We start from the raw sequence: 24,825 nt of genomic DNA on the forward strand, positions 1-24,825 counted from the left end.
TTACTAAGGTCATTGAAATGGGTTAATTGTAATAATTGTATAAAGTGAATGGTGAATCGCAAATGATGAATTTTTTAAATAAAATAGAATTGATCACTGTTTTGTCATTGACAATGGACTCCTTCACATTTCACTTTTAATTATACTTAATCGCCTTCACCGGAGATATCTTGCTGATCAGGTAACTCGGAACGATCAAAGCCAGTCCGGAAATAAGCAAAATTCCTAGTGAAATAGATATAATGGCAACAGGATTAAGATCTACCGGAACCGTACTTACATAATAGTTCTCAGGATTAAGTTTAATGATGCCGAAGAATTTCTGAATCAGAATCAAACCCAGACCTATGGCATTACCATACAGAAGCCCCGGGATCATGATGATCAGTGTATAATTGATGAACGTAGCTCTTATCTGTGAATTGCTTGCCCCCAGCGTTTTTAGAAGGCCGATAGAATTAGTTCTTTCAATGATCAGAATTAAAAGAACCATAATGATGTTAATAACAACCACAATCAGCATAATGATGATAATCAGGGCAATATTGGTGTCGAAAATACTGATCCAGTCATTGATCTGCGGAAATTTTTCCGTTGCTTTTTCAGCATAGTTTTTATAGCCGATCAGTTTTTCAATTTCCGGAAAATCTTTGTCGATGTCATTTACATTTTTAAAGAATATATCAAGACCACCTATTTCATCAGGCTTCATTTCCTGAATTTTTCTTACATGATTGATTCCCCCGATGACGAATTGCTCGTCAATCATTTTAATATCAGTTTTATAAATTCCTATCACCCTGAATTTACGGTAGATCGGCTTTTGATCTGCTTTTGAAAATACGGTAACAATACTGTCATTTACTTTCAGGTGAAGATCATTAGCAATCTTCTGTGAAATAGTTACATCATTGTTAAAGCCATTCTCTGTTACTTTAGGAGTAGTACCGGCAACCAAGAATTTTTTGAACCTCAGACTGTCAAAATCCTTTCCAATTCCTTTAAATATAATGCCTGAAAAATTATGCTCATTACGCATAATTCCCGTTACTGTTGCATACTTCTGAACACTTTCTACATCCGGAAGATTTTTAATTTTCTGAATGTTCAGTCCCTGATTGTCAAGAACAGAGGTATTGTAAGAAGAATTAGATCTTGTAGACCGTACTGTAATGTGTCCGCTGAAATCTGCCAGCCTCTCTTTGATGGCTTTCTTTGAGCCGAAGCCCGTAGATACGGTAATCAAAGAAACAATGATCCCCAAAGCTACAGAAAGCCTGCCGATGAAGATGATAACTCTTGAAAGGTTATTTTTGTTATCTTTGGAAAACGCTATTTTTCTAGAGAAATATAAAGGAAATTTCAAGCTTATGAATTTAGATTTCAAAATTAAAAATTTACTTCTTATTTGCCTAATTTTTTTAGGTGTATTCAACCAATATTATTCTCAGGTTCAAGATCAGCCGGATTTCAAAACCGGTGCAGATCAATCTGAGCTTTATCTTCCTCTGCTGAAAAATAAAACCATCGGAGTGGTCACCAACCAGACCGGACTGATGAGTGATAAAAACCATGTCGTAGATTTTCTGGTAAAAAATAATATCAAGATTAAGGCGATTTTCGCTCCTGAACATGGTTTCAGAGGAGATGCAGATGCAGGCGAAAAAGTAAAGAACGGAGTGGATACCAAAACAGGAATTCCGATTATTTCTTTATATGGAAACAACAAAAAGCCAAAACCGGAGCAGTTAAAAGGAATTGATATTGTTGTTTTTGATATCCAGGACGTTGGTGTCAGGTTCTATACCTATATTTCAACTTTAGCCTATCTGATGGAAGCTGGAGCCGAAAATAATGTAGAAATAATGGTGCTGGACCGTCCGAACCCACATGATGGTTATACAGACGGACCTGTTTTGAAAAAAAAATGGTCAAGTTTTGTAGGAATGCATGAAGTTCCTGTAGTCTATGGATTAACGATAGGAGAGTACGGGAAAATGGTGAATGGCGAAAAGTGGCTGAAAAATAGAGTTCAGGCAAAATATACCCTGATCCCTATGAAAAATTACCATAAAAATCAACGTTACCCGATTTTAGATAAGCCTTCCCCAAATCTGCCTAATGATAAATCTATCAATCTATATCCGAGCTTATGTTTTTTTGAGGGAACTCAGGTTTCTGTGGGAAGAGGTACTGATCTGCCATTCCAGGTCTATGGTTCTCCATGGACGCAGGGATTTCCTTATCAGTTTACACCAAAACCTAATTTTGGAGCAAAAGATCCTTTTCTAAACGGAAAATTGTGTTACGGTGAAGATCTTTCAGCCTATCCGAAAGATCTTAGAGAACTGAATCTTGAATGGCTGATTAAATCTTATAAAGGCTATAAGAATCCAAAGCAGAACTTCTTCCTGGAGAATTTGTTCTTCGATAAGCTGGCCGGAACAGATGAATTCAGAAAACAGATCATAGCCGGAAAATCAATTCAGGAAATCAAAGCTTCATGGAAAAATGATCTGGAGAAATTCGAAAAGATCCGCCGTAAGTATATTGTTTATAAAGACTGAGTTTAAAAGTCAATTGTGAATTTAGCTTTGCCTTGTCAATTGTGAACCTATAGATCATAAAATTCACGGATAAAGCCAAATTCACAATTGACCATTCACTTTGATATCAATCAAAATTCTGTGGAGGGTTTTTATCGTTCTTACCTTTATTTAGGATGAAAAGCCCAAGAGATAATCCTATAACTCCGGCAAAAGCTGTCATCAATGCTCTTTCCAGCTTGTCGGGCAGGTCATTTCCGATATAATTCATTAAAAAAAGGATCACAAAAGTGATCACTGAAATAATAATATGATTTTTTCCGAACAGTTTCATGCTGTTATTTTAGTTTATAAGAAATCATGACACCTCCTCTGTAGGGAAGGATTTCTCCGCTTTTATTAAATTTTTTGGCTGATTCATACCGCTGTCCGGTGGTACGGTCATACCCTTTATAGAAGTCCTGTGATGTACCTATCGTTGCATATACATCAATATTCCAGCGGTCAGATACTTTAAACTGATATCCGCCTGTTACTCCTAATATAAATGATACGCCTTTTTGATATAAGTTTGATGATGTGAATACTTCATTTTTATCATTTATATATGGTGTATCTTTCCAATAGTTCCATTTTTGAAGTACAAATGCTGAGGTTGCAATATTAGCTCCTACATACCAATGGCTGAATGCTTCATTGAAATAATATCTTCCTTCCAGAGAAACAGAATAATACTGAAATTCATGTCCTGCAAAAGACTTCCAGGGAGATACCAGAACGTCGCCCTGCATTGTAATCTTTGAAGTCAGTTGCTTTTCCAGACCAATATTGATGAGTCCAATTGGAGCCAGAAGTGCATTTCCTTTGATATATAGACTTTTTTCCTGTTCTTGTTCCTGGGCTGTCAACATTGCAGCAGACAGAAGTGTGATAGATGCGGTAAGAAATTTGTGTTTTAGCATTTATTTTATTTGTTTCAATAATTCTTCTGCGAGTTTGGAGTCTTTATTGGTCTGAACGGCCATATGTTTAGACATTTCTGCGTAGCTTTTGGCCATTTCTTTATTCCCTGTAAGAAAATAAAGCTTGGCAAGAATGTAAGTGTTTTCCGATGTTTCGCCACGCATTACAGATTTTTCTGCCCATTCCGAGGCTTTCTTTAGTGATGCTGGATTTTTGATGTGATCACTAAATACCCACGCTGCTCTCAGCAGTTCATTAGGCTCAAATGCATCGGAGTTTTTATAATATTCCAAAGCTGCTTTTTCGAATTCAGGGAAATTGGCATTCTGCTCATAATAGCTGAGTTTCGTCTGGTTCAGTTTGGATTGTGCGAGCTGTTTTCCTACTAACGGTTCAGCCGTTTTCATGAAATACTCGTCGTTGATCCTTTTATTTTTATCATCAATAGATTGTTCTACAATTTTTGAAAGCTTCAGCTGATTGTCAAATTCATTGTAAGTTTCTTCCGGCAGATATTTAATAATTTCAGCCTTTCTTGATGTAAACGTGCTATAGTTACTGTCTTCCGTCGACTTTACAAAAAATAACAGGAAACCTATTTCCTCTTTAGATATTTCTTCTGTTTTCTTTTTGTTTTCAAAATACCGTTCGGAAGCTTTTTTAGCAAAATCGTAATCTGAGGAGGAGTTCAGTTTCATAATGTTGATCAGGAATTCCGGGTCTTTCTCTCCATTGGCAAAACGTTCTTTTAAAGAACCTTTTTTATTACCTGCAGAATTAATATCCTGAGCCATGGCCACAAACATGCTTTGCTCCATATAACCGGAATTCTGAGAAACCAGCTCGCCTTCACCATTCAGGAAAAGATAAGTGGGATAGGAGCGTACACCATATTTGGCGGCAATTTCCCTTCCTTCACCTTTTTCCATATCGAATCTGGCATTGACGAAGTTGGTATTGAAATAATCTCCTACAGGCTTCTGGGTAAATACATTTTTCTCCATCATCTTGCACGGTCCACACCAGGAAGCATAAGCATCGATGAAAACAAGTTTCTTTTCCTTTTTTGCCTTTGCTATAATGTCTTTGAAAGGTAGTTCCTGGAACTGTATGGCTTCCTGAGCCAGTATAACAACAGAGCAGAAAACAAATACCCCGGAGATGATCTTCTTCATTTTCAAATTAGATTTGTAGGCGAAGATAGTTATTTTCCAAAAAATAGAGGATGAATTTGACTTAGTATGCTCTATATTAACGAACTTTAAGACTGTTAGGGGCCTTAAATAAAATGATTGGTTTAACCTGTAATTACTTTCAAAATTATAAACTTGTTATTAAAGTTTCTTTACTAAACTAAGATTTGTAATTTTCTTGGGTAAATAGTTATGGAATATGATCAGGAATCTCCAATGATTATTATCTGTCGTCTTAATTTTTGAGATTAAATTATTTTTAATAATTAGTTAAATAAATTAGGAACCAACAGCCTATGTCGATCCATATAAGTTTAATGCGAAGGAATTAGACAGCGAAACAGATCTTTACTATTATGGAGCCAGATACAATGAAATAAAAGAAAATTTTGATAAGATGCTAAAAAATTACAATAAAATGGATTCTTTCTTAATAAAAAGTGTTTTTAGATTACAAACTAGAAATAAATTAATTGTTACAGGAAATGTTAAATCTGACTCTGAACTAGAGAATTACAAAATAAATACAATAGTATTAAAAGATTTAATGATACCTATAAATATAGTTAATGAAACTGTTATAGAGAATCAATCATATTTAGCTCTTACTTTTGATATGAATTATATTGATGAAGATTTATTATTTGAAATAATGAAACTTAAACAAGGGCAAGTAATTGAAATTGGATAGGATTAATCCAACTAAAATTGTATTGTATGCTTAAGGAATAATCAAGGCGGGGTTTTTATCTTCGACTGTTTATGACAGGAGGAGCATTTGTTAATAAAAACAATTTAAAAATGATAATTATTAAATTATATATAGTCGATTGGTACGATGATATTATTATAAAACAGACGGAACTCCTATTGGTGAAAAAACAACATTAATGAAATAGTTTTAAAAAAGAATAATGATTATTAGTATAGAAGACGATGTTTTTGAAGTAAATACATCTGAAGCGTATAATAAAGATATTTTTGTCTATAATAAATGGATAATTATTCCTTATGTAAACCTTGAAATTTTCAATATTAACTTCACTCAAAGCATAATTAAAAGATATGATAAGCTAGATTTTTCATATTTACTTTTTAGAGATGTAAGAGAAATATTTTGGAATTATGCCGTTAATGATGAAGTGAAATATGGAAAATTAATGTTAAATAATTCTTCTTTTGAGAACGATTATATAATAGATTATGTTTCTGGTGCAGATATAATGAATTGCATTTCTGGATGTGAAATCAAAGTGAAATTTAAAGAGCAGTATTTATTTATTTCGAAAGATCATTTACAAATTAAAAGTGGACCATTGAATATCTGGACACCTGTAGATACTCCTAATTTTTCAAGGAATATTGATGAGAAGGCAATAGATATTTTTTATAATAAGCGGTATATTCCAGATATCTTTCACATTAATTTTATCAGGCCCCTTAAAAGGATTATTCTTTGCCCATATTTTTTTCTCTTTCTGAATGATTTCCGGGTTATTAAGAAATTCAGCTTGATTGATTTCCAATGAAAACGGAAAACTATCTATACTTTTCTTCAGGTCTTTATCAATTCTATTGAAATCCATTGTATTATGTAATGTGTTTTGGATGAACGAATTTTAAGTTTTGGCTCAACTGTCAATCTTTTTATTTTTGTAAATTTATATGATGAATATCGGGTCTCCAAATACTCAATGAATTGTGCGGAACAAACAAAAAAGTAAGTATGAGCATTAAAGAATCATCAACCAATCAAGAAAATAAAAAAGGTCTGGAGCTTAGCTGTTCTGAGATATATGCCGTAAACCTGATCAGTGGCCGATGGATTCTTTCAATCTGCTACTGCCTTAAAACAGGAAAACTGAGATTTTCTGAACTCAAGAACAGCATCCCAAATATCAGTGAAAGAATGCTGACCATGCAGCTTAAAAAAATGGAAGAAGAAAGGCTGGTTCTAAAAAAGGTCTATGCTGAAGTTCCTCCAAGAGTAGAATATGAATTAACGGAAATCGGGCGACAGTTGATCCCTGTTTTGGATCAATTGGAAATATGGGGCGAAGATCACAAGAAAATAAAGAAAGGATTATAAAATGACTGTATTGATTTTTAAGCAAATACAAATCACAAAAGATATCTTTACCCATACTTTTGAAATTAATTATAAAAAACTTGCACGATATTGCAAAAAGTTCTATTTTTGCACCCACGTTAAACAACGAAACAATTGGTTTCTTAGCTCAGTTGGTAGAGCAATGGATTGAAAATCCATGTGTCCCTGGTTCGATTCCTGGAGAAACCACTGGAAATTAAACAATTTCTAACAAAACCCCTCAAATTGCACAATTGAGGGGTATTTTTTTGCCCAGATATCAATAAGAGAGATTCTCAAATTGAAGGTGAGCATAACATTTCTGTTTCATAATTATCTTCACTCAAAAAATGTAGTTAGCATTGTAAAATTACAAAAAGTCACCTAAAAAGTTGGCTTTGATTTTATTCATCAGTCCCAGATTGCCATCCCGTAATATGAGAAGAAAGGATTACCAACTCTGTGCGATCATTATTTGCTCATCTTTGGGTAAAGGTTTAAAAAGATCTAAAATCTCAATTTCTGAAAATGAGTCAGCTCCTGTAAACTGCAAATTAAGAAAAGCTGAACAAACCCAATCGGCGGGATATACTTCAAATTCTTCTCTTAAAAATGTATATGACAGTAACGGAATCCTTATTCGGCAGAATGATAACGAGACCGGAGCTATGGTTTGGCATCTTTCCGATGCCAACTCAAAAGGCCAGACCACTCAGATGGAATATGGGAACGGGTATACCATAACCAATCAGTATAATCCGAATGATTTTTCTCTTTTTAACATCAAGCATCAGAATACCAATAACGGAACAGTTGCTCTTGATGTAGACTATAATTATGATGTCAATAAAGGTGTTTTAAACTGGCGCAGAAATAATACTTTTGGCAAAAAAGAAGACTTTACCTATGATAAGCTAAACCGACTGTTGAGTGAAGCAGTTAATGGGGTTTTGACTAACGAGTATACTTACGATAAAAGAGGAAGAATCACTTCTAATACAGAACTTGGTAAGTATAATTATAATGAAACTAATTATAAACTTCAGGGGATTGATTTTAATACCAACGGGCAGAATGTAAATACCCAAAGAGGTTTTGCTGCAATTACTTATAATGCCTTCAAAAGCCCGAATACGATTGTATTGACAGGGAAAGAAGACCTGCGTTTTGCCTATAATATACTGAAGACACGGTATTCTATGACATCTTATGTCACAGGGAAAACAAAATTATATTCTTCTGATTTTGCAGTGGAGATTACCAAAAAAATGAGCAAATTTGGAGAAACTGTAGAGATCATCACCTATATTACGGGAGACCCATATTCAGCCAACTATATTAAAAAAGAAATTCTGGATTTTGGATCACTTACAGAAAAAAATAATTATTATCTTCACAGGGATAACTTAGGAAGTATTCTAGCTGTTACCAAAACAGATGGGTCGGTAGTGGAAAAACGTTTCTTTGATGCGTGGGGAAACTTAAAAGCTCTAACAAATGCTTCCGGGCAATTGATAACAGATGCTCAGCAGCTGGCTTCAGGGGCTATGTTTTTAGACAGGGGATATACAGGACATGAACACTTATGGAAGGTAGGGCTAATTAATATGAATGCCCGTCTGTATGATCCAGTAATGAGGAAGTTTTTAAGCCCGGATAACCTGATTCCTGATCCTACTAATACACAGAGTTATGACAGGTTTGGGTATGCTTATAACAATCCATTGTTATATGTAGATATAGATGGTAATTCGCCTCTTGTGATAGCTATAGTTGTTGGTGTGGCCATTGCTGTTACTACAAAGGTAATCATGAATGCCATTGCAGGGGTTCCTATTTGGTATGGTCTGGGCAAATCAGCGGTAACTGGCGCGGTAATGGGAGCAATAAGTTTTGGAATTGGTTCGGCAGCTACCGGTGCAGCAGCCAGTTTTGTCGGAAAAGCAGCACTACAGGCTGGAATGCATGGTATGACCGGAGGTATGATGTCTGTTTTAGAAGATGGGAATTTTGGATCTGGATTCTTATCTGGTGCTGTCTCATCTATTATTTCCAGTGGAATACAGGCGTTAGGGACAAACTTTACAAGATCGGGAGCCATGCAGGATGCTAACCGTAATTATATTTCTATGAATAGCTTTGGAAAAAGTGATTTAATAAAAGCTGTAATGGTGGTATCGGGTGGATTATCTGGAGGGATTTCGTCTACTATTGCAGGAGGTAACTTCTGGCAAGGCTTTAGGCAAGGACTAATCACAAGTGGTTTAAACCATGTGGAGCATTTGATAGTAACTAACATAATGTCAAAAAACATATTAGCTGGATATTTAGTTAAAAATAGTATAAATCCATATGATCCTGCTACTACTAATAGCTTAAAAGCAATAATAGCACTATTTACAAAACCTGGACAATGGGTTGAGATTGCAAATCCAACAACTTTAGCTGATTGGTCTAAAGGATATTTAACAGCTATTGTTGATAGCAATCAGCTAATTGATTTATTAATAAATGGTGCGCCTTCTGGATCACCAGCATGGGGGATAACAAATCCTGTTAATGGGAAAATAATATTAGCGCCACGTCTATTAAATGGAATAGAAGATAATTTTTGGGCTGCATCAGTAGTTATACATGAGCAAGATCATTTTACCAATTTTCAATTAGGTCTTTTCCAAAGTAATAGTTATATTGATCGGGAATTAAATGAATTATCTGCTTATAGAGCTGCTGAAAAATGGACAGGAACTATGGAAAAGCAAGGCTTTATTCATTTGAATAATGTAATTTCATACATTTTAAAATTACCAACCTTTAAATAATATATTATGAGAAAAATTATTTTATTATCATTCTGCTTTTTATTCAGTTTTTGTTCTAATCAAATTAAATTGAATAAAGGTAAAGAGGTGGATATTATTTTTCCAAAAAAATATATTTCTACTCAAAAGACTGGAGAAATTATAGAGGAAATAATAAAAAATAATACAAATAACACCTATATTATTGATCCTTATGCTTTTTATGGTGAATCTTATATGTTAGAAAATGGAAATCTTTTGCAGCCTAATATGTACATTAGAAATGGGTATGCCTCTAGGAATGATAGATTATGTCGCGACATATTAATTATTTTAAAGCCATTTCAGATATTACACCATTCCATAGCTTTGAATACAAATAATAAGGCCATATATAAATATTCTAAATCTAATAAATATGAAGAAATTACAAAATCTCTTCATAATAGAAATAATGTACTTGCTTTAGGGTGTGATGATTACATCAAAGAATTAGAGTCTAAAGGTTATAAAGTCCTAGAAGATAGTATTATAGTTACAATACCTGTGAAACCTTAGCTAATATTTTAAAGATGTAATACATTATTTAATAGAGGGATGATATTTTATAGACATCGTTACAAATCATATCCAATGAAAACAGACGTTAGGAACTAACTTTTCAGGATCTGGTGCAGCCCAGGATGCTAACCGCAATTATATTTCTATGAATAGTTTTGGAAAAAGTGATTTAATAAAAGCTGTAATGGTGGTATCGGGTGGATTATCCGGAGGGATTTCTTCTACTATTGCAGGAGGTAATTTCTGGCAAGGTTTCAGATAAGGTTTAATTACTGCCGGGTTAAATCATGTGACACATTTTGTTGCCACAGAATTTGATAATAGAAATAAATTAGAAAAATATCTGAATGCAAATGGTATAAGTTATGATGCACAAGGAAAAAATGCAAAGACTAATGATTTAGTTTTATTAAAGCATATTTTCAAAGATTTATATTGGAGTGGAAGTGCACAATGGACAGAATTTGCAACTGAACAAACTCTGGCAGAATGGTCTGAAGGATATTTAAAATACGAAATAGATAAAACGTCTCAATTATTAACATATACTGATTTGAATGGTGATAGAAATCTTGCTTGGGGAGTTATAAATCCCATAACTGGGAAGGTTATATTGGCACCTGCTTTATTACAAGAATCAGTATATCAACTAGCAAAAACATTTATTCACGAACAGACACACTCTATTGATTTTAAATTAGGATATTTAAGTAATTTTATGAATCCTTTTAACGAATTTAAAGCTTATGCAGAAGAAGCAAAGTGGACAGGATTTTTCTCTCCTAAAATAAAAGAGTATTTACCCGGAGTAGCTAACATTTTATCATTAATTTCTTTTCATTAAAACTTATAAAAATCATGAAAATATTACTTTTTTTACCAATTTTATTATGGAATTGTATTTCGATTAATGAAAATAGAACAATTATAAAATTAAATAAATCTGAAAATATTGATATATTATATGAATCTAATAATAATTCTAAAGATAAGCCTATTTATATAATAAAAAATAATACAGAGAATACTTATATAATTGACCCTTTTGGATTTAGGGGTACTGCAACTCTCTATGAAGACAATAATTTATTGAATCCATATATATTAGGATTAAAAGGTTATTATGAGAGGCCAAGTGACAAATGGTGTAAAAATGATTTGATTATTCTTCTACCTTATGAATCAAAAAAAATAGAAACATTTAATACTAATTATAGTAATACTGCCTTATACCATTATTCTAAAGGAAAAAAATACTTCGAAATTATTAAATCTGCTCATAATAAGAATACTGCAACATATTTTGGATGTGAAGAATATATTAGGGAATTAGAGTCAAAAGGTTATAAAGTATTAGAAGACAGTATAAGTGTAAAAATTCCAGTATTTCCAAAAGAATTTTCTAATTAAACAATGTGGTATTTATTTTATGCTCTTCCGGCTTTTGGGGAAAGCAGCATTGCAAGCAGGAATACACATCATGACAAGAGGTATGATGTCTGTACTTTATTCAATAATAGTCACCCGAAAAGCCCCTATTTTGGGAGTGGAAGGCTATTAGAATAATGCTAAACAATTTTTCAATTATATTGATTTACATCCAACTCTTATTAAAGCATATCAATCACAATATAATGATTTTGTAAAATCGTATTTCTTTAAATAATGTTATGTATAAATTAATTTTCATATTATTCATAAGTTTTTTATCAGCCCATCAATCATGTAAATTATCTTTTTCCAATAACTATCTTTCAGAAAATGGCAAAATAATTTTTAGTATTAAAATATAGGTGAAAAAAAATAAAAATTCCTCTTTTTTTAATCCAAATTTTGCAAGGCCTACAGATATAGAGGTTTATAGTGCTGAAAAAAGATTATATTGATACTCGATATAGTTTTGATGGCTTTGTGCGGAGATGTAAAAGAATGTTTTGGAAAAATGACCTGTCTCAAGAAAGGAGAAGCCAAAGAATATGAAGTTCAAATTATTCCCGAAGAATATCAAAAGCATTTAAAGCGTTCAGCCTCTTGTTTTCCTGTCAAAAGATTTTTAACATCACCTGCGTCAAAGGATTCGCCTGATAAAACCATGTTTCTTTCGATTTCCAGGATCTTTGACAGCAAAACTTCAAATAACTTGTTTACCGTGCGTGCCTCTTCAGAATTGCCTTTTAAGCGGCTCATTTCCGAACTCCATTTAGAGATCTACAGTTTTACCTGTTGAGAATTCAGCTCGTTTTCCATTAACTGTAATTCTTAAATAAACCGGTACACACCAATTGCTTTTTGCGTTAGATTTTTTAGCATACAATAATATTGAATTTTAGTGTTCATGATTATTGATTTTAAAGGTTAAATTACCTTTCGATGAATTGCTAGTCAAATATTCAAATTTTGAATAGATCTACTTTGATAGTGGAGGTTTCCGAGAAATTCAGTTACCTGAAAAATCAATATGCTAAGATGACCGAAAAGGTCACCTTCAATTTGAGAGAATTTGTCTTATTTTGATATATCATACAAAAAAATAACCCCTCAAATTGTACAATTTGAGGGGTTTTGTTAGAAATTATTTAATTTCTGTGGTTTCTCCAGGAATCGAACCAGGGACACATGGATTTTCAATCCATTGCTCTACCAACTGAGCTAAGAAACCATTATATTTTTGTTGACTTACTTCGTTGTTTTAAAGTGATGCAAAAGTAGTAAGTTTTCCTATATGAAGCAAGTATTAACCGTACTTTTTTAAAATAAAAATAAAACCTACTGATTTTCAGCTGAATTATTTTCCTGTTCCTTTCTGATGTGGTCACTCATCTCCTCCAATACAGGCTTTATCGTACTTTCCGGAAGATCACTGATTCGGATATACATCAATCCGTCAATGGCATCGTTAAAGTTTGGATCCACGTTAAAAGCAATCACTTTCGCATTCTGTTTAATATATTTTTTGATCAGAACAGGTAACCTTAGCTCAGGTTCAAGGTCATCAATAATCTTGTCAAGCTTATTCAAATCAGATTCCATTTCCTCAAAGAAAATATTTTTATCCCGGTCGCGAAGCTTTACCTTGTATTCATTTCTCGGGGTGATATATTGTGCAACTGCTGAATCAAAGTAGTTTGAGCGCATGAATTCAATCATCAGAGATTTTGAAAACTCAGAAAACTTATTGGAAATACTTACACCGCCCATCAAAAACTTATGGTCGGAATTTCTTAAACATACATGAACGATTCCTCTCCACAAAAGGAAAAGCGGAAGCGGCTTTTGCTGATATTCTTCACAGATGTAAGCACGGCCCATTTCGATCACTTTTTTGAAGAATGGATGGATATCCTGCTCAAACTCAAATAAAGAGCTTGTATAGAATCCTTTGATACCATATTTCTTCATAACCTCTTTCCCCAAAGCCATTCTGTAGGCTCCTGCAAGCTTCTCCGCACTGCTGTCCCAAAGGAAAAGATGATGATAGTGTTTATCATATTCGTCAAGGTCAAACGGTAAATTGCTCCCTTCGCCCACAGCACGGAAAGTAAGTTCTCTCTGACGGCCGATCTCCCTCATCACAGAAGGAATTTCCTCGTAAGTCGTGAAATAGATCTCGTAATTTCCGTTACTGAACAGCATTTTTTCTGTCCCTTTCAGGCGGTTGATGTCTTTCAGGATATCTTCCTTAGGAGTTTCATCAATGATATTCTGGACAATATTCTCTTCCCTTAACAGCGGGAATTTTAACGTTAGGTTTTTAAGATTGATGCTTTGGGCCAATGATTTTCTCTTTTCGTAGTAAGATTTCATCATATATACCTTACGCTTCAGGAATTCACCTAGCTCTTCAATGGTTTCCATTTCATCCATTGCCTTTACAGTGATGGGCTTTCCTATCCTGATTCTGATCGGTTTTTCCCTGTCATTCATCATTTCCGCAGGAAGCATCAGCGTTTGTAAACTTGGATGAAGCTTTGCAACCTGATAAAAAAGGCGGCTGTTTTTAGCGTGGAAATACAAGGGAACTACCGGTACTTTAGCCATTCTGATCAGCTTAAGGGCAGGCTTTTCCCAGTCTCTGTCAAGAATTTCTCCATAAGGATTGTTCTTATTAGATACTTCTCCTGCCGGAAAGATCCCCACGCAGCCTCCATTCTGAAGATGTTTCAGGGTTTCACGCATTCCCGAAGTGCTGCTGTAAGCTTCCTTTCTGTTTTCAAAAGGATTTACAGAAATCACATACGGTTCCATGGGTTTAATTTTTTCCAGAAGGAAATTCCCCATTACTTTGAAATCCGGACGCACTTCTGAAAGGATTTTACACATTAAAATTCCGTCAATAGCACCCAGAGGATGGTTTGAGACCAGAATAAACGGTCCGGTTTTCGGAACTTTTGCCAGATCTTCTTCAAAAGCCACATAGCTTAAGTTCCTTTCTCTTACAAATGAGTCGAAAAAATCTTTGCCTTCCTTATCTTTTAATTTGTCGTATAATCTATTAACTTCATTTATTTTGGCAATACTCATCACGGCCGATGCGACCGGGTTTTTCAGGAACCCAATTTTGCTTAAGCCGGAAGCTGTGATAAGATCGTTTTTCGAAATTAAACTCATATGTGTTTAGTCGCAGTTAAAATTATTGTGTTACCATTTGAACCGTATTTTTGGAAATCTGTTCCAATAATACATTTTTTTCCTGGTAAAATTTGTCAATATGATCCATCTTCGCATTTCTTACTGTGAATAAAGATACATTTTTAACCGCTTTGGTTTTAAATATTTTTTGAAGTTCTTCATTAAGCTCATCCACCTGATTGAATTTGTCTTCCAGGCACAAAGCCAATGAAATAGCAGAATTCTGCATAAGAGATACCTTGATTTTATATTTAGAGAGATATCCGAAAATAAGACTCATATGGTCTTCCGCAATGAATGAGAAATCTCTTGTTGAGATCTTTAACAGAATCTGATTCTCTTTTAAGATATAAGATTCTTCATGTTGGTTTTTATCCGAAGCTCCAACTTTAGTTCCTCCTTTGGTAGGATCTACGAAAGATTTTACATAAAAAGGAATGTTTTTTTGCTGCAGAGGCTGCAGTGTTTTCGGGTGAATGACACTTGCTCCGTAATAAGCCATTTCAATGGCCTCCTCATAAGAAATATTGGAAAGAAGAGAAACATCGCTGAATTTCCTTGGATCCCCAGTCATTACTCCCGGAACATCTTTCCAGATCGTCATGGCATCAGCATTCAGGCAATACGCAAAAATAGCAGCAGAGTAGTCAGAGCCCTCCCTTCCTAAAGTTACCGTAAAATTATTGTCGTCAGAACCAATGAATCCCTGCGTTACATAGCAGATATCCGTATTTAAAGTTGAAATAAATTCTTCTGTTTTTGCCCAGTCTACCATACCTTCCCTGTAGGAACTGTCTGTTTTAATATAATCTCTGGCATCCAGCCATTGATTCGTAAACTGAATTTCATTCAGGTATTCACTCAGAATTTTTGTAGAGATCATTTCCCCGCAGCTTACGACCTGGTCATAGACAAAGCTGTAATTAGGCGATTTGTTTCGTCTTAAGAAAGAATCAATATCATCAAAAAATATATTGATCTCAGCAAAAACTACATGGTTTTCAGGAAACAGACCTTCCGCAATCTCGATGTGTTTTTGTTTTATCTTTTCAATCTCAGTTTGATAGTTATCCTTCTTGAAATAAAGTTCTACAACCTTTTCCAATTCATTTGTCGTTTTGCCCATTGCTGAAATAACCAGCAGACATTTGGCAAATCCCTGACTTTGTAAAACCATGGATACATTTTTTACACTCTCGGCATCTTTTACAGATGCTCCACCAAACTTGAAAATTTTCATTAATTTGTTAAAAATAAAATTGTTAGATTAAAAATTACATGAGTTTTTTACGGAGGTCAAAATTATAAATTTACAACGAGATATGAAAGTTTCTGGCGGCTGGATAGAATTAAGATTTAATTAAAATTGAGACTTGATGAATATTATCAGAATTTTGTTGATTTATTGTCATCAAATGGGGATTAATTACGCAATGATAATTTTAGGTCTATACCATTGTTGGTTCTGTATGGTGTTGAAAAACAACTGTTAAGGTCTTTTCTAATAAAAGCTTTCTTTCTCCGATAAATTTTCCGAAATTTGGGGAAAACGTAAAAAGAAAAATATGTCAAATCAACCATTACAGACTTTAGGAGAATTTCTTATAGATAAACAGGACGATTTTCAATATTCTACAGGTGAATTTTCCCGTCTACTGAGCGCCATAAGATTGGCTTCAAAAGTGGTAAACAGAGAAGTAAACAAAGCCGGAATCGTAGATATAACAGGAGCTGCCGGTAACCAGAATATTCAGGGCGAAGAACAACAGAAACTTGATGTGATTGCCAATGAAATTTTTATTACGGCTTTGTCTCAGAGAGAGGTTGTTTGTGGTATTGCTTCGGAGGAAAATGATGATTTTATTGACATTAAGTGTGGTGAAAACGGCCACCTGAGTAAATATGTCGTGCTGATTGATCCTTTGGACGGATCATCCAATATTGATGTGAATGTTTCTGTCGGAACTATTTTCTCTATTTACAGAAGAGTAACAGAACCCGGAACTCCGGTCCAGCTGGAAGATTTTCTTCAGAAAGGAATCAACCAGATTGCAGCAGGATATGTAATCTACGGTTCTTCTACCATGATCGTTTATACGACCGGAAATGGTGTAAACGGATTTACTCTGGATCCTTCATTGGGAACCTATTATCTTTCTCATCCTAATATGACATTTCCTACCAATGGAAAGATTTATTCCATCAACGAAGGTAACTATATCAAATTCCCTCAAGGTGTGAAAAACTATCTTAAATATTGTCAGATGGAAGAAGGAGACCGTCCTTATACTTCAAGATATATCGGTTCTTTGGTAGCAGATTTCCACAGAAATATGCTGAAAGGAGGAATTTATATTTATCCTTCCTATTCCCAGGCTCCGAACGGAAAATTAAGATTGCTGTACGAATGTAATCCTATGGCATTCCTTGCTGAACAGGCTGGAGGAAAAGCTACTGACGGATTCAGAAGAATTCTGGAGGTAGAACCTACAGAGCTGCATCAGAGAATTCCGTTTTTCTGCGGAAGTATTCAGATGGTGGAAAAAGCAGAGGAATTCATGCGGATTGACAGTGTAAAATAATGAAAGCAAAATATTTCAGATATTTATTGGAATTTAAACGCCCGAGCGGAACGTCTCGCGGCGTTTTGTATGAAAAAGAAACCTTTATTCTCGAGGTTGGAGACAACGGAAAAAAGGGAACAGGGGAGTGTGCAATATTTCGGGGATTGAGTTTTGATGACAGACCGGATTATGAAGAAAAACTCCAATGGCTTTGTGAAAATATTGATCGTGGTTACCTATATTTAAAAGAACAACTGAAAGAGTTTCCGTCTATATGGTTCGGATATGAGCAGGCAGTTTTGAATCTGAAATACGGAGAGAATCTGTATTTTCCAAGTGAATTTACCGAAGGGAAATCTGCTATCGTGATCAATGGATTGATCTGGATGGGAGATATTCTGTATATGGAGGAACAAATCCGGGAAAAGCTTGAAAAAGGATTTCATTGTATCAAATTGAAGATTGGTGTTGACTGGGAGTCTGAGCACAAAATCCTTCAGAAGTTAAGAGGAAAATTCTCAAAAGATGCGTTGGAGCTTCGGGTAGATGCTAATGGCGGATTTAGTAGGGAAGAAGCAAAGACTGTTTTACAGCAGCTTTCAGATCTTCATATTCATTCTATTGAGCAGCCAATCAAGGCTGGAAACTGGAGTGATATGGCCTCATTGTGTGTCGGAGCCCCTACGCCGATTGCTTTGGATGAAGAACTGATTGGGATTACTGATCCTGCCGAAAAGAAAAAGCTTTTAGAAAGCATTAAGCCTCAGTATATTATTTTAAAACCTGCTCTGGTCGGAGGTTTTTCAGGCTCAGATGAATGGATCTCTCTTGCAGAAGAGCAGAATATCGGCTGGTGGATCACGTCTGCTCTTGAAAGTAATATAGGACTGAATGCTATTGCCCAGTATACATTCACGAAAAAAAATCCGATGCCGCAAGGTTTGGGCACCGGATCTCTATTTGTAAATAATTTTGAATCTAGTTTAGATCTGAACAATGAACTATTGTGGTTTAAAACGCCAAGAAATTAAACTAAATTCATGCAAATGCAAATTTTCCGTAAATAGTATATATTACGGATAGTAAAATCTCTTCAATAATTAAAGAAGATACAGACGTGAAAATGAGGCAAAAGTAATGTTAGGGTCGATAAACTTTATTTTATGATCAGTACTCTTATTAAATCACGTCTTTTACAAAAATTGCTTCCTTTATATATCTTACTATATAAGAAAACTTGTTTTTAATTCTTTTCATGATAAAATATTTTTATTTCTCTTTGTAATGAAATTTACAATCTTTATGCCAATGTCGGTATTGGAACGAAGTTTAACATATAGTTCATTTTATGGGATTTTTTTAATTAATCATTAAGGAATAATTGTGAAAATATTTTCGTTATTTTTTGATCGCCCTGTGATTAAATTTCTGTCAATTCCATATAAATTCTGAAAAATATCTTTTTGAACCATTGAACTGGAAAGATATCCCCAATGGTTTCCTATTTCATATTTAAAACTTTTCAGGATATCATCCTCTACAAAAGTACAGTCGATGATAGAAACGATATCTTTCAGTTTTTCAATATCGCTGGGGCCATTCTTGCCTAATCTGGGGGTCAGAATATTTTTAGTAAATTGTGAAATCCCCAAGACCGTGTCTTTTCTGTTGAGATAAATAGAAATACGGTTGGCCAGCAGCGGAAGCTTATTATATGAATCTTCAGAGTCTTCGAAGACTTTATAGGATACATCAGCATTTAAAAGCAAAACCTGATCGATAACGCGGAGGATATTTTCTTTTTTAAGGCTGTAAAGCATACTTTGAAGCACCCTGTTTCCAAGAGAATGGGCCATCAGGTGAATTCTTTGATTACACGGAGCCAGGTCGCGGGTTGAAAAAATATCTTTTAAAAATTGGGTGTAAAAATAAAACAACCGCATCAGCGATGATCCTGAATTAATACTTGATGCCTTGTCATCAAAATAAGTCAGAGGAATAATACTGCTTGAAGCAGGCCAGCTCACAAAAAGAATATGCTCTACAGGGGATGCCGGATTATCGATAAACAGCTTTTTAAGATCGATAATTGCCTTTAATTCATCATCAAAATCGTATGCATACCCATGAATAAAAATCAGTACATCGCTTCTTTCTTTTGTAGAAGACATATTCTTATATAATTCATAGAACATTCTTTGGGTTCCGCCTAGATTATTGGCTGTCTGTGAGGAACTTTTAATGCCTTTTTCATTCCGTAAAACTTCCAGGACTTCTTCATAGCCCTGCTTTTCGGGCTCAGAAAACAATTTGTAATTTAAGATGTTACGGTTGGTATAATCTTTCTTCTTTTTGGGTGCAGTAGGCTCTTTGTAGGTGTCAAAATCACATTTTGCGATCCTGAAATTGGGAATAGAATATTCATCATTGGAAAATGAATCTGCTTTTTCGCCTTTGTGACGGACGATCTTACGATTGCTTAGGATATAAACAGCCATAGTGGGTAAATTTTGTAATTGGTCTTATTTCTATCTAAGTTAGCTATAAATAATGAATTTATTAGTCTTTCAGCATTTAGATTATCATTTCCATAAGCCCTAAATTTTCCGTAACTTTGTCAAACTTTTTTTGCATACAATAAAAGCTAATTTAAATGGAAGAAGAAAAAAAATCACTCAATTTTATTGAGCAAATTATTGAAGATGATATGGCAAACGGTCTGAAAAAAGAACAGATCCGTTTCCGTTTTCCGCCTGAACCTAATGGATACCTGCATATTGGCCATACAAAAGCCATCTGCATCAACTTTGGACTGGGCGAAAAATACAATGCTCCCGTAAACCTTCGTTTCGACGATACGAACCCTGAGAAAGAAGAGCAGGAATTCGTGGATTCTATCAAAAAAGATGTGGAATGGTTAGGTTACAAATGGGATAAAGAACTGTATGCATCCGACTACTTCCAGCAGCTTTACGAATGGGCCGTACAGATGATTAAAGACGGAAAAGCTTATGTAGATGAGCAGCCCTCTGAAGTGATCACGGAGCAGAGAAAGAATCCTGCAGAGCCGGGAATAGAGTCGCCGTACAGAAACCGTCCGGTAGAAGAATCTCTTGACCTGTTCGAAAGAATGAAGAACGGAGAATTTGAGGAAGGTTCTATGTCTCTTCGTGCGCAGATCGATATGGTGTCCCCAAACATGAACTTACGTGATCCTGTGATGTACAGAATCCTGAAAAGACCTCACCACAGAACAGGTACAGCATGGAAAATCTATCCGATGTACGACTGGGCACACGGAGAATCTGATTATCTGGAACAGGTTTCACACTCATTGTGTTCATTAGAGTTTGAAAATCACAGACCGCTTTATAACTGGTATCTTGAGCAGGTATACGATGAATCTAAAATAGCACCTAAGCAAAGAGAATTCGCAAGAATGAATGTCTCTTATATGATCACTTCCAAAAGAAAGCTTCAAAGGCTGGTTGCTGAAAAAGCAGTGACAGGTTGGGATGATCCGAGAATGCCTACTATTTCCGGAATGAGAAGAAAAGGTTTCACGCCGGCATCAATCAAAAATTTCATTGAAAAAGTAGGGGTGGCCAAAAGAGAAAACCTGATCGAAATTCAGTTGCTTGATTTCTGTGTACGTGAAGACCTGAATAAGGTGGCAAAACGTGTGATGGCAGTTGTAGATCCGGTTAAGCTAGTTATTGAAAATTATCCTGAAGGTAAGGAAGAATGGCTTGAAACTGAAAATAATCCTGAACAGGAAAATGCAGGGACAAGAGAAGTTCCTTTCTCCAGAGAATTATATATCGAAAGAGAAGATTTTAAAGAAGAGGCTAATAATAAGTTTTTCAGACTAAAATTGGGCGGGGAAGTTCGTCTGAAATCAGCCTATATCATCAAAGCGGAAAGAGTTGAGAAGGATGAAAACGGAGAGATCACTACGATCTATGCAAGCTATGATGAAAAGAGCAAATCCGGAAGCGGTACCGAAGAAAGCTTGAGAAAAGTAAAAGGGACACTTCACTGGGTATCTGCTACTCATGCAATCCCGGTAGATGTAAGAATTTACGAAAAACTATTTACCGTAGAGCAACCTGATGCAGAGAAGGATGTAGATTTCCTGAACTTCATCAACCCTGAATCGGTAACAACCATTAAAGGATTTGCTGAGCCAAGTTTAAAAGATGTTGCTGTGGGAGAGCCACTTCAGTTCCAGAGAATCGGGTATTTTACAAAAGACCGTGATTCTACGGATTCTAATTTAGTATTTAACCGTACGGTAACATTGAAGGATTCATTCAAACCGGAATAATCTTACAAGGATTAATATAAAAGCAGGACCTTCAACAAGTCCTGCTTTTTTGTTTTAAACATTCTCTGGAATTTCAGTCTTCCAGTTCTTTTATTTCTACTCCACCAACTTTAGAAATTAGCTTCGCTGCGTACCAAAAATCCTTTCGACGATTATTATATTTATCCATTTTTGATAGACAATCAAGGGAATAAGAGCCCTTTTTACTATTTTTAAAGACTGTAATAGATGTATTAAAACCATCTAAACAATTAGTTTGTATAGTATCTTTGCCATTATTGGAAATATTATATAAATTTTTCGGATTAATTTTCAAAACAGCATTATCTATAGCTGCATATTCTTTCTTTGAAAGTTTTTTAGTGAAGTAATTATTTTTACTTTCTACGATTATTCTCATTTTGTGTTTTCCAACCTTAGTAGGTTTAATGATAATTTTTATAGCACTTCCAACTACCATAGCATTTGAATGGCTGAGTTCAATTTCTTCAAACCGATTTTGAGAGAAGCAATAAGTACTATAAATGAAACAGATGAAGAATGCAATTTTTCTATACATTTTACTACTTTGTTAATGTCAATTTTTAATGATATATTATAATTTGAAATTATATCCCCATTCTCTATTTAGTAAGTATTTTGAAGCATCAAATATTTGATCTACACGTACTCCCATAATCGGAACCATTCTGTTATTCTCTTTTTTATATAACGATTTCGGAAATCTTTTTCTAAGTCTTTTTTTATTATTTATTAAGTATGAAAAGCTATTTTCAAATGTCATAGATTCAAACGTGACTTTATTTATTATATCTTTATTCAACCTGATATCATTTCCTCTACAGGCCCATTTACCATCTGTAGTTTTTGCAACAGGATGATATTGGTGTTTTAAATGATAGAAATTTCCGTCTTTTCCTTTTCTCACAAAAAGTAAAACATATTTTGGTTTGGTAAAATAAAAATCACCATTGTGATCAAAAGAAATGAAATCGATAATATTATTTTCATAATTACCATTCAATTTTTGAAATATGCGATACCTAGCCTTTATAGCATAGTTCAGATAAACTATTTTCACAGAATCGTTATCTATTTTTAAGGGTGAATAACTTTGGACGGATATTTTTTCTCCAACAAAAACAATTAAGCTATCTTCTTTTGTCTGTGAAAAAACATATATGTTTATACAGTAAAAAAACATAACTAAAAATACTTTTTTCATTATTCTGTAATTTAAAATAAAAGCCTCTCTTCAGAGGCCTTGCTTACTGTTTTGTTAAAACAATCTCTTTAGGAAGTATTTCAGGAATTCCCGTATTATAATACTGGCAATCTGTTGTAATCATATTGCTCCTAAAGTTAAGTTTCCAATTAAGCTGTGTTTTTGTATTATCTGTAAAACTAATAGATATATTACCCGAAGTATTACATAAATTAGTATCAATGTAATTTAGAATATATCTAGTATTTGGAATTGAAAGAAATCTAGCTCCTTTAATTTTAACGTTTTCATCAGCAAGATTAGAACTATCAAAAAGGATAGTTCCATTTGCATCTAGAATTTTATATTTACCTATTAAAATATCATTATAATAAGGTTTATTTTCTAAATGTGTAAAATATTTTTTTATCTTTTTTAAGTAAATAAAAACAGTTTTTCCATTCCAGGTTCCTTTCCAGGTTCCTTCATATGGAATCAATTCATTGTTTATATCCTGTATATATGCATTCGCTGGTACTTCAGTGTAGGTTCTTAAGGGATATGTTTGTGCATTGCAAGAAATTGACACACAAAAAAGTATAAATAAAAATAGATTTTTCATAATTCTTAAAAATTAAATTGTTATTAAGGGCAGGTTGTTGTTTGTACAGCCATATTAGTTGCATTATATTCTAATCTCTCTGTATTGCCTGTAGTTTTATCACTTTTATATAGCTCTAAGCCATCAATCTTAACTTTCTCAACCAAAAACCTAGTAAATAGCTTTTCTACCTTGTTTTGAGAAAAGGTTCCATCTTCATTCATTATTTTAACATACTCGTCTTCATACCAAGATTGCCAATTATCCTTTGTATTAGTACCAATTCCATAATTACCATCTCCGGAATATTTTAAAATATAATTTCCTTGTGATGTAATAACCATACCATAAGCATCTGCCATTGTTCCATTGGTCTCAGCATTTCGTACACATCCTGTAAGAAATGTAAAAACATCGGCAGGCGAGAATATTTTAATTACTCCTTCCTTACTATCAAGATGGGTATGAATATAGCCAAAATATTTATTTCCCGGAGGAAATTTCAGGTTATCATTTGCCGTATTTGCTAGTGGCTCAAAGGGATGGGTTCCGTATGCAGCAGCAAACCCGGTTTCTTCATCTTTATCAAATACGTCTTTTTTATCCATTTCTGCTACTTTATCTTTAAAAACTTGATTAGAATTCTGCTCTTTCATTTTTTCACACGGATCCGTCTGGGTTTCTGTATAGGGATATCCACCACCTCCTGTACCTCCACCTGTACAGTCTTCCTCTAAACAGTCACCAGGCGTTGTAGGCTCAGTCAAAACAGGACCGGTAGATGTACACCTGGTTTTAGTAAATACATAAGAATCTATTACTTCTCCTGTAGTTTCACTGGTCCATGTCCAGGTAACTGTTACGGTGTAGCAAGTCGTTTTTGATGAAATACCATCTCCGTTTCCGCTTATGATGTTTCCTTTAAGCTGGCTTCGGTCTTTAAAAACCAATACATCAAAAAAGTCATTAGAACTTTTTTCATTTCTTATTTTAAAAAATACCCTGTTTCCTCTGCGCTCCGCAGTAAGAACGGAATTTACCTTTCCGTTTCTGGAAATAGGAACTTCCAGGAAACTTTCATCAAATGTCCCCATAGTGAGAGCGTAGTCCCAAAGTACATTTCCGTATTTGCCGGAGAAATAGCTTTTGTCGGCATACTGATCAAAAACTTTTTTGACATTGTGGATGTATTTTTCGTCTTCTCTCCACAGAGATTTGTTTTCGTACTCTTTAGAAACAGGGTCAGCTGCTGAAGACATGTCATCATGAATACAGGAGTACAGCGAAATGCTGAGGGCTATCAATAGAAACAGCCGGAGAAATAAATTTTTTCTCATAGATTGGTTG

General features: G+C 34.4%; 25 protein-coding genes and 2 tRNA genes. 14 read left to right on the forward strand and 13 right to left on the reverse strand.

Annotation, left to right across the window (positions count from 1 at the left end; translation table 11 throughout):
* Positions 1-136: 136 nt before the first annotated feature.
* Positions 137-1,366 (reverse strand): FtsX-like permease family protein, encoded by a 1,230-nt coding sequence (locus tag V6R96_RS12715; protein WP_111956874.1) that lies wholly within the window; start codon positions 1,364-1,366, stop codon positions 137-139.
* 4 nt (positions 1,367-1,370) lie between these two features.
* On the opposite strand from V6R96_RS12715, the gene V6R96_RS12720 reads away from it, so the two are divergent.
* Positions 1,371-2,567: a DUF1343 domain-containing protein gene (locus tag V6R96_RS12720; protein WP_336378742.1), complete on the forward strand. Its 1,197-nt coding sequence runs from the start codon at positions 1,371-1,373 to the stop codon at positions 2,565-2,567.
* Positions 2,568-2,673: 106 nt separating this feature from the next.
* On the opposite strand, the gene V6R96_RS12725 is transcribed toward V6R96_RS12720, so the two are convergent.
* From V6R96_RS12725 to V6R96_RS12735, 3 genes are read right to left on the reverse strand one after another with little or no spacing between them, the layout of a single operon-like run.
* Entirely contained in the window at positions 2,674-2,880 is a 207-nt protein-coding gene (locus V6R96_RS12725; protein ID WP_072921985.1) for a hypothetical protein, read from the reverse strand.
* A gap of 4 nt (positions 2,881-2,884) precedes the next feature.
* A complete protein-coding gene (locus V6R96_RS12730; RefSeq protein ID WP_336378741.1) occupies positions 2,885-3,508 on the reverse strand; it encodes a DUF3575 domain-containing protein in 624 nt (207 codons plus the stop codon).
* Positions 3,509-4,684, reverse strand: coding sequence for a thioredoxin fold domain-containing protein (locus V6R96_RS12735; protein ID WP_111956878.1), 1,176 nt, complete (start codon positions 4,682-4,684; stop codon positions 3,509-3,511).
* A gap of 436 nt (positions 4,685-5,120) precedes the next feature.
* On the opposite strand from V6R96_RS12735, the gene V6R96_RS12740 reads away from it, so the two are divergent.
* From V6R96_RS12740 to V6R96_RS12785, 10 genes are all read left to right on the forward strand, one after another.
* Positions 5,121-5,393: a hypothetical protein gene (locus V6R96_RS12740; protein WP_111956880.1), complete on the forward strand. Its 273-nt coding sequence runs from the start codon at positions 5,121-5,123 to the stop codon at positions 5,391-5,393.
* Between the two features lie 223 nt (positions 5,394-5,616).
* On the forward strand, positions 5,617-6,231 hold the full coding sequence (locus V6R96_RS12745) for a hypothetical protein (protein ID WP_336378740.1): 615 nt from the start codon (positions 5,617-5,619) through the stop codon (positions 6,229-6,231).
* A gap of 197 nt (positions 6,232-6,428) precedes the next feature.
* Positions 6,429-6,791 (forward strand): helix-turn-helix domain-containing protein, encoded by a 363-nt coding sequence (locus tag V6R96_RS12750; RefSeq protein ID WP_111960897.1) that lies wholly within the window; start codon positions 6,429-6,431, stop codon positions 6,789-6,791.
* A 137-nt stretch (positions 6,792-6,928) separates the two neighbouring features.
* Positions 6,929-7,001: transfer RNA gene (locus V6R96_RS12755), tRNA-Phe, on the forward strand.
* Between the two features lie 188 nt (positions 7,002-7,189).
* The gene (locus V6R96_RS12760) at positions 7,190-9,613 is read left to right on the forward strand and encodes an RHS repeat-associated core domain-containing protein (RefSeq protein WP_336389753.1); all 2,424 of its coding nucleotides are present in this window, start codon (positions 7,190-7,192) and stop codon (positions 9,611-9,613) included.
* Positions 9,614-9,619: 6 nt separating this feature from the next.
* Positions 9,620-10,150, forward strand: a complete 531-nt coding sequence (locus V6R96_RS12765) for a hypothetical protein (protein ID WP_336378738.1) — start codon at positions 9,620-9,622, stop codon at positions 10,148-10,150.
* A gap of 292 nt (positions 10,151-10,442) precedes the next feature.
* Positions 10,443-10,997, forward strand: coding sequence for a hypothetical protein (locus V6R96_RS12770; RefSeq protein ID WP_336378737.1), 555 nt, complete (start codon positions 10,443-10,445; stop codon positions 10,995-10,997).
* A gap of 14 nt (positions 10,998-11,011) precedes the next feature.
* The gene (locus V6R96_RS12775) at positions 11,012-11,563 is read left to right on the forward strand and encodes a hypothetical protein (RefSeq protein ID WP_336378736.1); all 552 of its coding nucleotides are present in this window, start codon (positions 11,012-11,014) and stop codon (positions 11,561-11,563) included.
* 3 nt (positions 11,564-11,566) lie between these two features.
* The gene (locus V6R96_RS12780) at positions 11,567-11,719 is read left to right on the forward strand and encodes a hypothetical protein (RefSeq protein WP_336378735.1); all 153 of its coding nucleotides are present in this window, start codon (positions 11,567-11,569) and stop codon (positions 11,717-11,719) included.
* A 316-nt stretch (positions 11,720-12,035) separates the two neighbouring features.
* Entirely contained in the window at positions 12,036-12,380 is a 345-nt protein-coding gene (locus tag V6R96_RS12785; protein ID WP_336378734.1) for a hypothetical protein, read from the forward strand.
* Here V6R96_RS12785 and V6R96_RS20785 read toward each other — a convergent pair.
* From V6R96_RS20785 to V6R96_RS12800, 4 genes are all read right to left on the reverse strand, one after another.
* Positions 12,354-12,467 carry an Arm DNA-binding domain-containing protein gene (locus tag V6R96_RS20785; RefSeq protein WP_407934756.1) on the reverse strand — a complete coding sequence of 38 codons (114 nt, stop codon included), beginning with the start codon at positions 12,465-12,467 and terminating at the stop codon, positions 12,354-12,356. The genes V6R96_RS12785 and V6R96_RS20785 overlap by 27 nt on opposite strands.
* A 272-nt stretch (positions 12,468-12,739) precedes the next feature.
* Positions 12,740-12,812 (reverse strand) — tRNA-Phe (locus V6R96_RS12790).
* Between the two features lie 107 nt (positions 12,813-12,919).
* Positions 12,920-14,761: a lysophospholipid acyltransferase family protein gene (locus V6R96_RS12795; protein WP_111960686.1), complete on the reverse strand. Its 1,842-nt coding sequence runs from the start codon at positions 14,759-14,761 to the stop codon at positions 12,920-12,922.
* A 22-nt stretch (positions 14,762-14,783) separates the two neighbouring features.
* A complete protein-coding gene (locus V6R96_RS12800) occupies positions 14,784-16,022 on the reverse strand; it encodes an aspartate kinase (protein WP_223559902.1) in 1,239 nt (412 codons plus the stop codon).
* Positions 16,023-16,347: 325 nt separating this feature from the next.
* Here V6R96_RS12800 and fbp point away from each other — a divergent pair, with 325 nt between their 5' ends.
* Positions 16,348-17,364, forward strand: a complete 1,017-nt coding sequence (gene fbp, locus V6R96_RS12805; protein ID WP_040998657.1) for a class 1 fructose-bisphosphatase — start codon at positions 16,348-16,350, stop codon at positions 17,362-17,364.
* A complete protein-coding gene (locus V6R96_RS12810; RefSeq protein WP_336378733.1) occupies positions 17,364-18,377 on the forward strand; it encodes an o-succinylbenzoate synthase in 1,014 nt (337 codons plus the stop codon). The genes fbp and V6R96_RS12810 overlap by 1 nt, the downstream gene beginning before the upstream one ends.
* Before the next feature lie 339 nt (positions 18,378-18,716).
* On the opposite strand, the gene V6R96_RS12815 is transcribed toward V6R96_RS12810, so the two are convergent.
* Positions 18,717-19,844, reverse strand: coding sequence for an alpha/beta hydrolase (locus tag V6R96_RS12815; RefSeq protein ID WP_336378732.1), 1,128 nt, complete (start codon positions 19,842-19,844; stop codon positions 18,717-18,719).
* A gap of 155 nt (positions 19,845-19,999) precedes the next feature.
* On the opposite strand from V6R96_RS12815, the gene V6R96_RS12820 reads away from it, so the two are divergent.
* Positions 20,000-21,673: a glutamine--tRNA ligase/YqeY domain fusion protein gene (locus V6R96_RS12820; protein ID WP_111960694.1), complete on the forward strand. Its 1,674-nt coding sequence runs from the start codon at positions 20,000-20,002 to the stop codon at positions 21,671-21,673.
* Positions 21,674-21,746: 73 nt separating this feature from the next.
* Here V6R96_RS12820 and V6R96_RS12825 read toward each other — a convergent pair whose 3' ends face one another.
* Genes V6R96_RS12825 through V6R96_RS12840 form a run of 4 tightly spaced genes read right to left on the reverse strand, consistent with a single transcriptional unit; the run spans position 21,747 to position 24,815 of the window.
* Positions 21,747-22,232 (reverse strand): hypothetical protein, encoded by a 486-nt coding sequence (locus V6R96_RS12825; RefSeq protein WP_336378731.1) that lies wholly within the window; start codon positions 22,230-22,232, stop codon positions 21,747-21,749.
* Positions 22,233-22,268: 36 nt separating this feature from the next.
* Positions 22,269-22,898 carry a hypothetical protein gene (locus V6R96_RS12830; RefSeq protein ID WP_336378730.1) on the reverse strand — a complete coding sequence of 210 codons (630 nt, stop codon included), beginning with the start codon at positions 22,896-22,898 and terminating at the stop codon, positions 22,269-22,271.
* A 43-nt stretch (positions 22,899-22,941) separates the two neighbouring features.
* Positions 22,942-23,499 carry a DUF6705 family protein gene (locus V6R96_RS12835; RefSeq protein WP_223559897.1) on the reverse strand — a complete coding sequence of 186 codons (558 nt, stop codon included), beginning with the start codon at positions 23,497-23,499 and terminating at the stop codon, positions 22,942-22,944.
* A gap of 23 nt (positions 23,500-23,522) precedes the next feature.
* Positions 23,523-24,815 carry a hypothetical protein gene (locus V6R96_RS12840; protein WP_336378729.1) on the reverse strand — a complete coding sequence of 431 codons (1,293 nt, stop codon included), beginning with the start codon at positions 24,813-24,815 and terminating at the stop codon, positions 23,523-23,525.
* Positions 24,816-24,825: the final 10 nt, after the last annotated feature.

It is taken from the genome of Chryseobacterium sp. CCNWLW53, assembly GCF_037083525.1.
Lineage (GTDB): Bacteria > Bacteroidota > Bacteroidia > Flavobacteriales > Weeksellaceae > Chryseobacterium > Chryseobacterium lathyri.

Bases quoted from the DNA above. Each gene is read 5' to 3' on its own strand.
- V6R96_RS12820 (WP_111960694.1), top strand. From the start codon at position 20,000: ATGGAAGAAGAAAAAAAATCACTCAATTTTATTGAGCAAATTATTGAA.
- V6R96_RS12745 (WP_336378740.1), top strand. From the start codon at position 5,617: ATGATTATTAGTATAGAAGACGATGTTTTTGAAGTAAATACATCTGAA.
- V6R96_RS12825 (WP_336378731.1), bottom strand. From the start codon at position 22,232: ATGTATAGAAAAATTGCATTCTTCATCTGTTTCATTTATAGTACTTAT.
- V6R96_RS12795 (WP_111960686.1), bottom strand. From the start codon at position 14,761: ATGAGTTTAATTTCGAAAAACGATCTTATCACAGCTTCCGGCTTAAGC.
- V6R96_RS12810 (WP_336378733.1), top strand. From the start codon at position 17,364: ATGAAAGCAAAATATTTCAGATATTTATTGGAATTTAAACGCCCGAGC.
- V6R96_RS12800 (WP_223559902.1), bottom strand. From the start codon at position 16,022: ATGAAAATTTTCAAGTTTGGTGGAGCATCTGTAAAAGATGCCGAGAGT.
- V6R96_RS12835 (WP_223559897.1), bottom strand. From the start codon at position 23,499: ATGAAAAATCTATTTTTATTTATACTTTTTTGTGTGTCAATTTCTTGC.
- V6R96_RS12720 (WP_336378742.1), top strand. From the start codon at position 1,371: ATGAATTTAGATTTCAAAATTAAAAATTTACTTCTTATTTGCCTAATT.
- V6R96_RS12740 (WP_111956880.1), top strand. From the start codon at position 5,121: ATGGATTCTTTCTTAATAAAAAGTGTTTTTAGATTACAAACTAGAAAT.
- V6R96_RS12780 (WP_336378735.1), top strand. From the start codon at position 11,567: ATGTGGTATTTATTTTATGCTCTTCCGGCTTTTGGGGAAAGCAGCATT.
- V6R96_RS12775 (WP_336378736.1), top strand. From the start codon at position 11,012: ATGAAAATATTACTTTTTTTACCAATTTTATTATGGAATTGTATTTCG.
- V6R96_RS12750 (WP_111960897.1), top strand. From the start codon at position 6,429: ATGAGCATTAAAGAATCATCAACCAATCAAGAAAATAAAAAAGGTCTG.
- V6R96_RS12765 (WP_336378738.1), top strand. From the start codon at position 9,620: ATGAGAAAAATTATTTTATTATCATTCTGCTTTTTATTCAGTTTTTGT.
- V6R96_RS12815 (WP_336378732.1), bottom strand. From the start codon at position 19,844: ATGGCTGTTTATATCCTAAGCAATCGTAAGATCGTCCGTCACAAAGGC.
- V6R96_RS12840 (WP_336378729.1), bottom strand. From the start codon at position 24,815: ATGAGAAAAAATTTATTTCTCCGGCTGTTTCTATTGATAGCCCTCAGC.
- V6R96_RS12730 (WP_336378741.1), bottom strand. From the start codon at position 3,508: ATGCTAAAACACAAATTTCTTACCGCATCTATCACACTTCTGTCTGCT.
- fbp (WP_040998657.1), top strand. From the start codon at position 16,348: ATGTCAAATCAACCATTACAGACTTTAGGAGAATTTCTTATAGATAAA.
- V6R96_RS12830 (WP_336378730.1), bottom strand. From the start codon at position 22,898: ATGAAAAAAGTATTTTTAGTTATGTTTTTTTACTGTATAAACATATAT.
- V6R96_RS12725 (WP_072921985.1), bottom strand. From the start codon at position 2,880: ATGAAACTGTTCGGAAAAAATCATATTATTATTTCAGTGATCACTTTT.
- V6R96_RS12735 (WP_111956878.1), bottom strand. From the start codon at position 4,684: ATGAAGAAGATCATCTCCGGGGTATTTGTTTTCTGCTCTGTTGTTATA.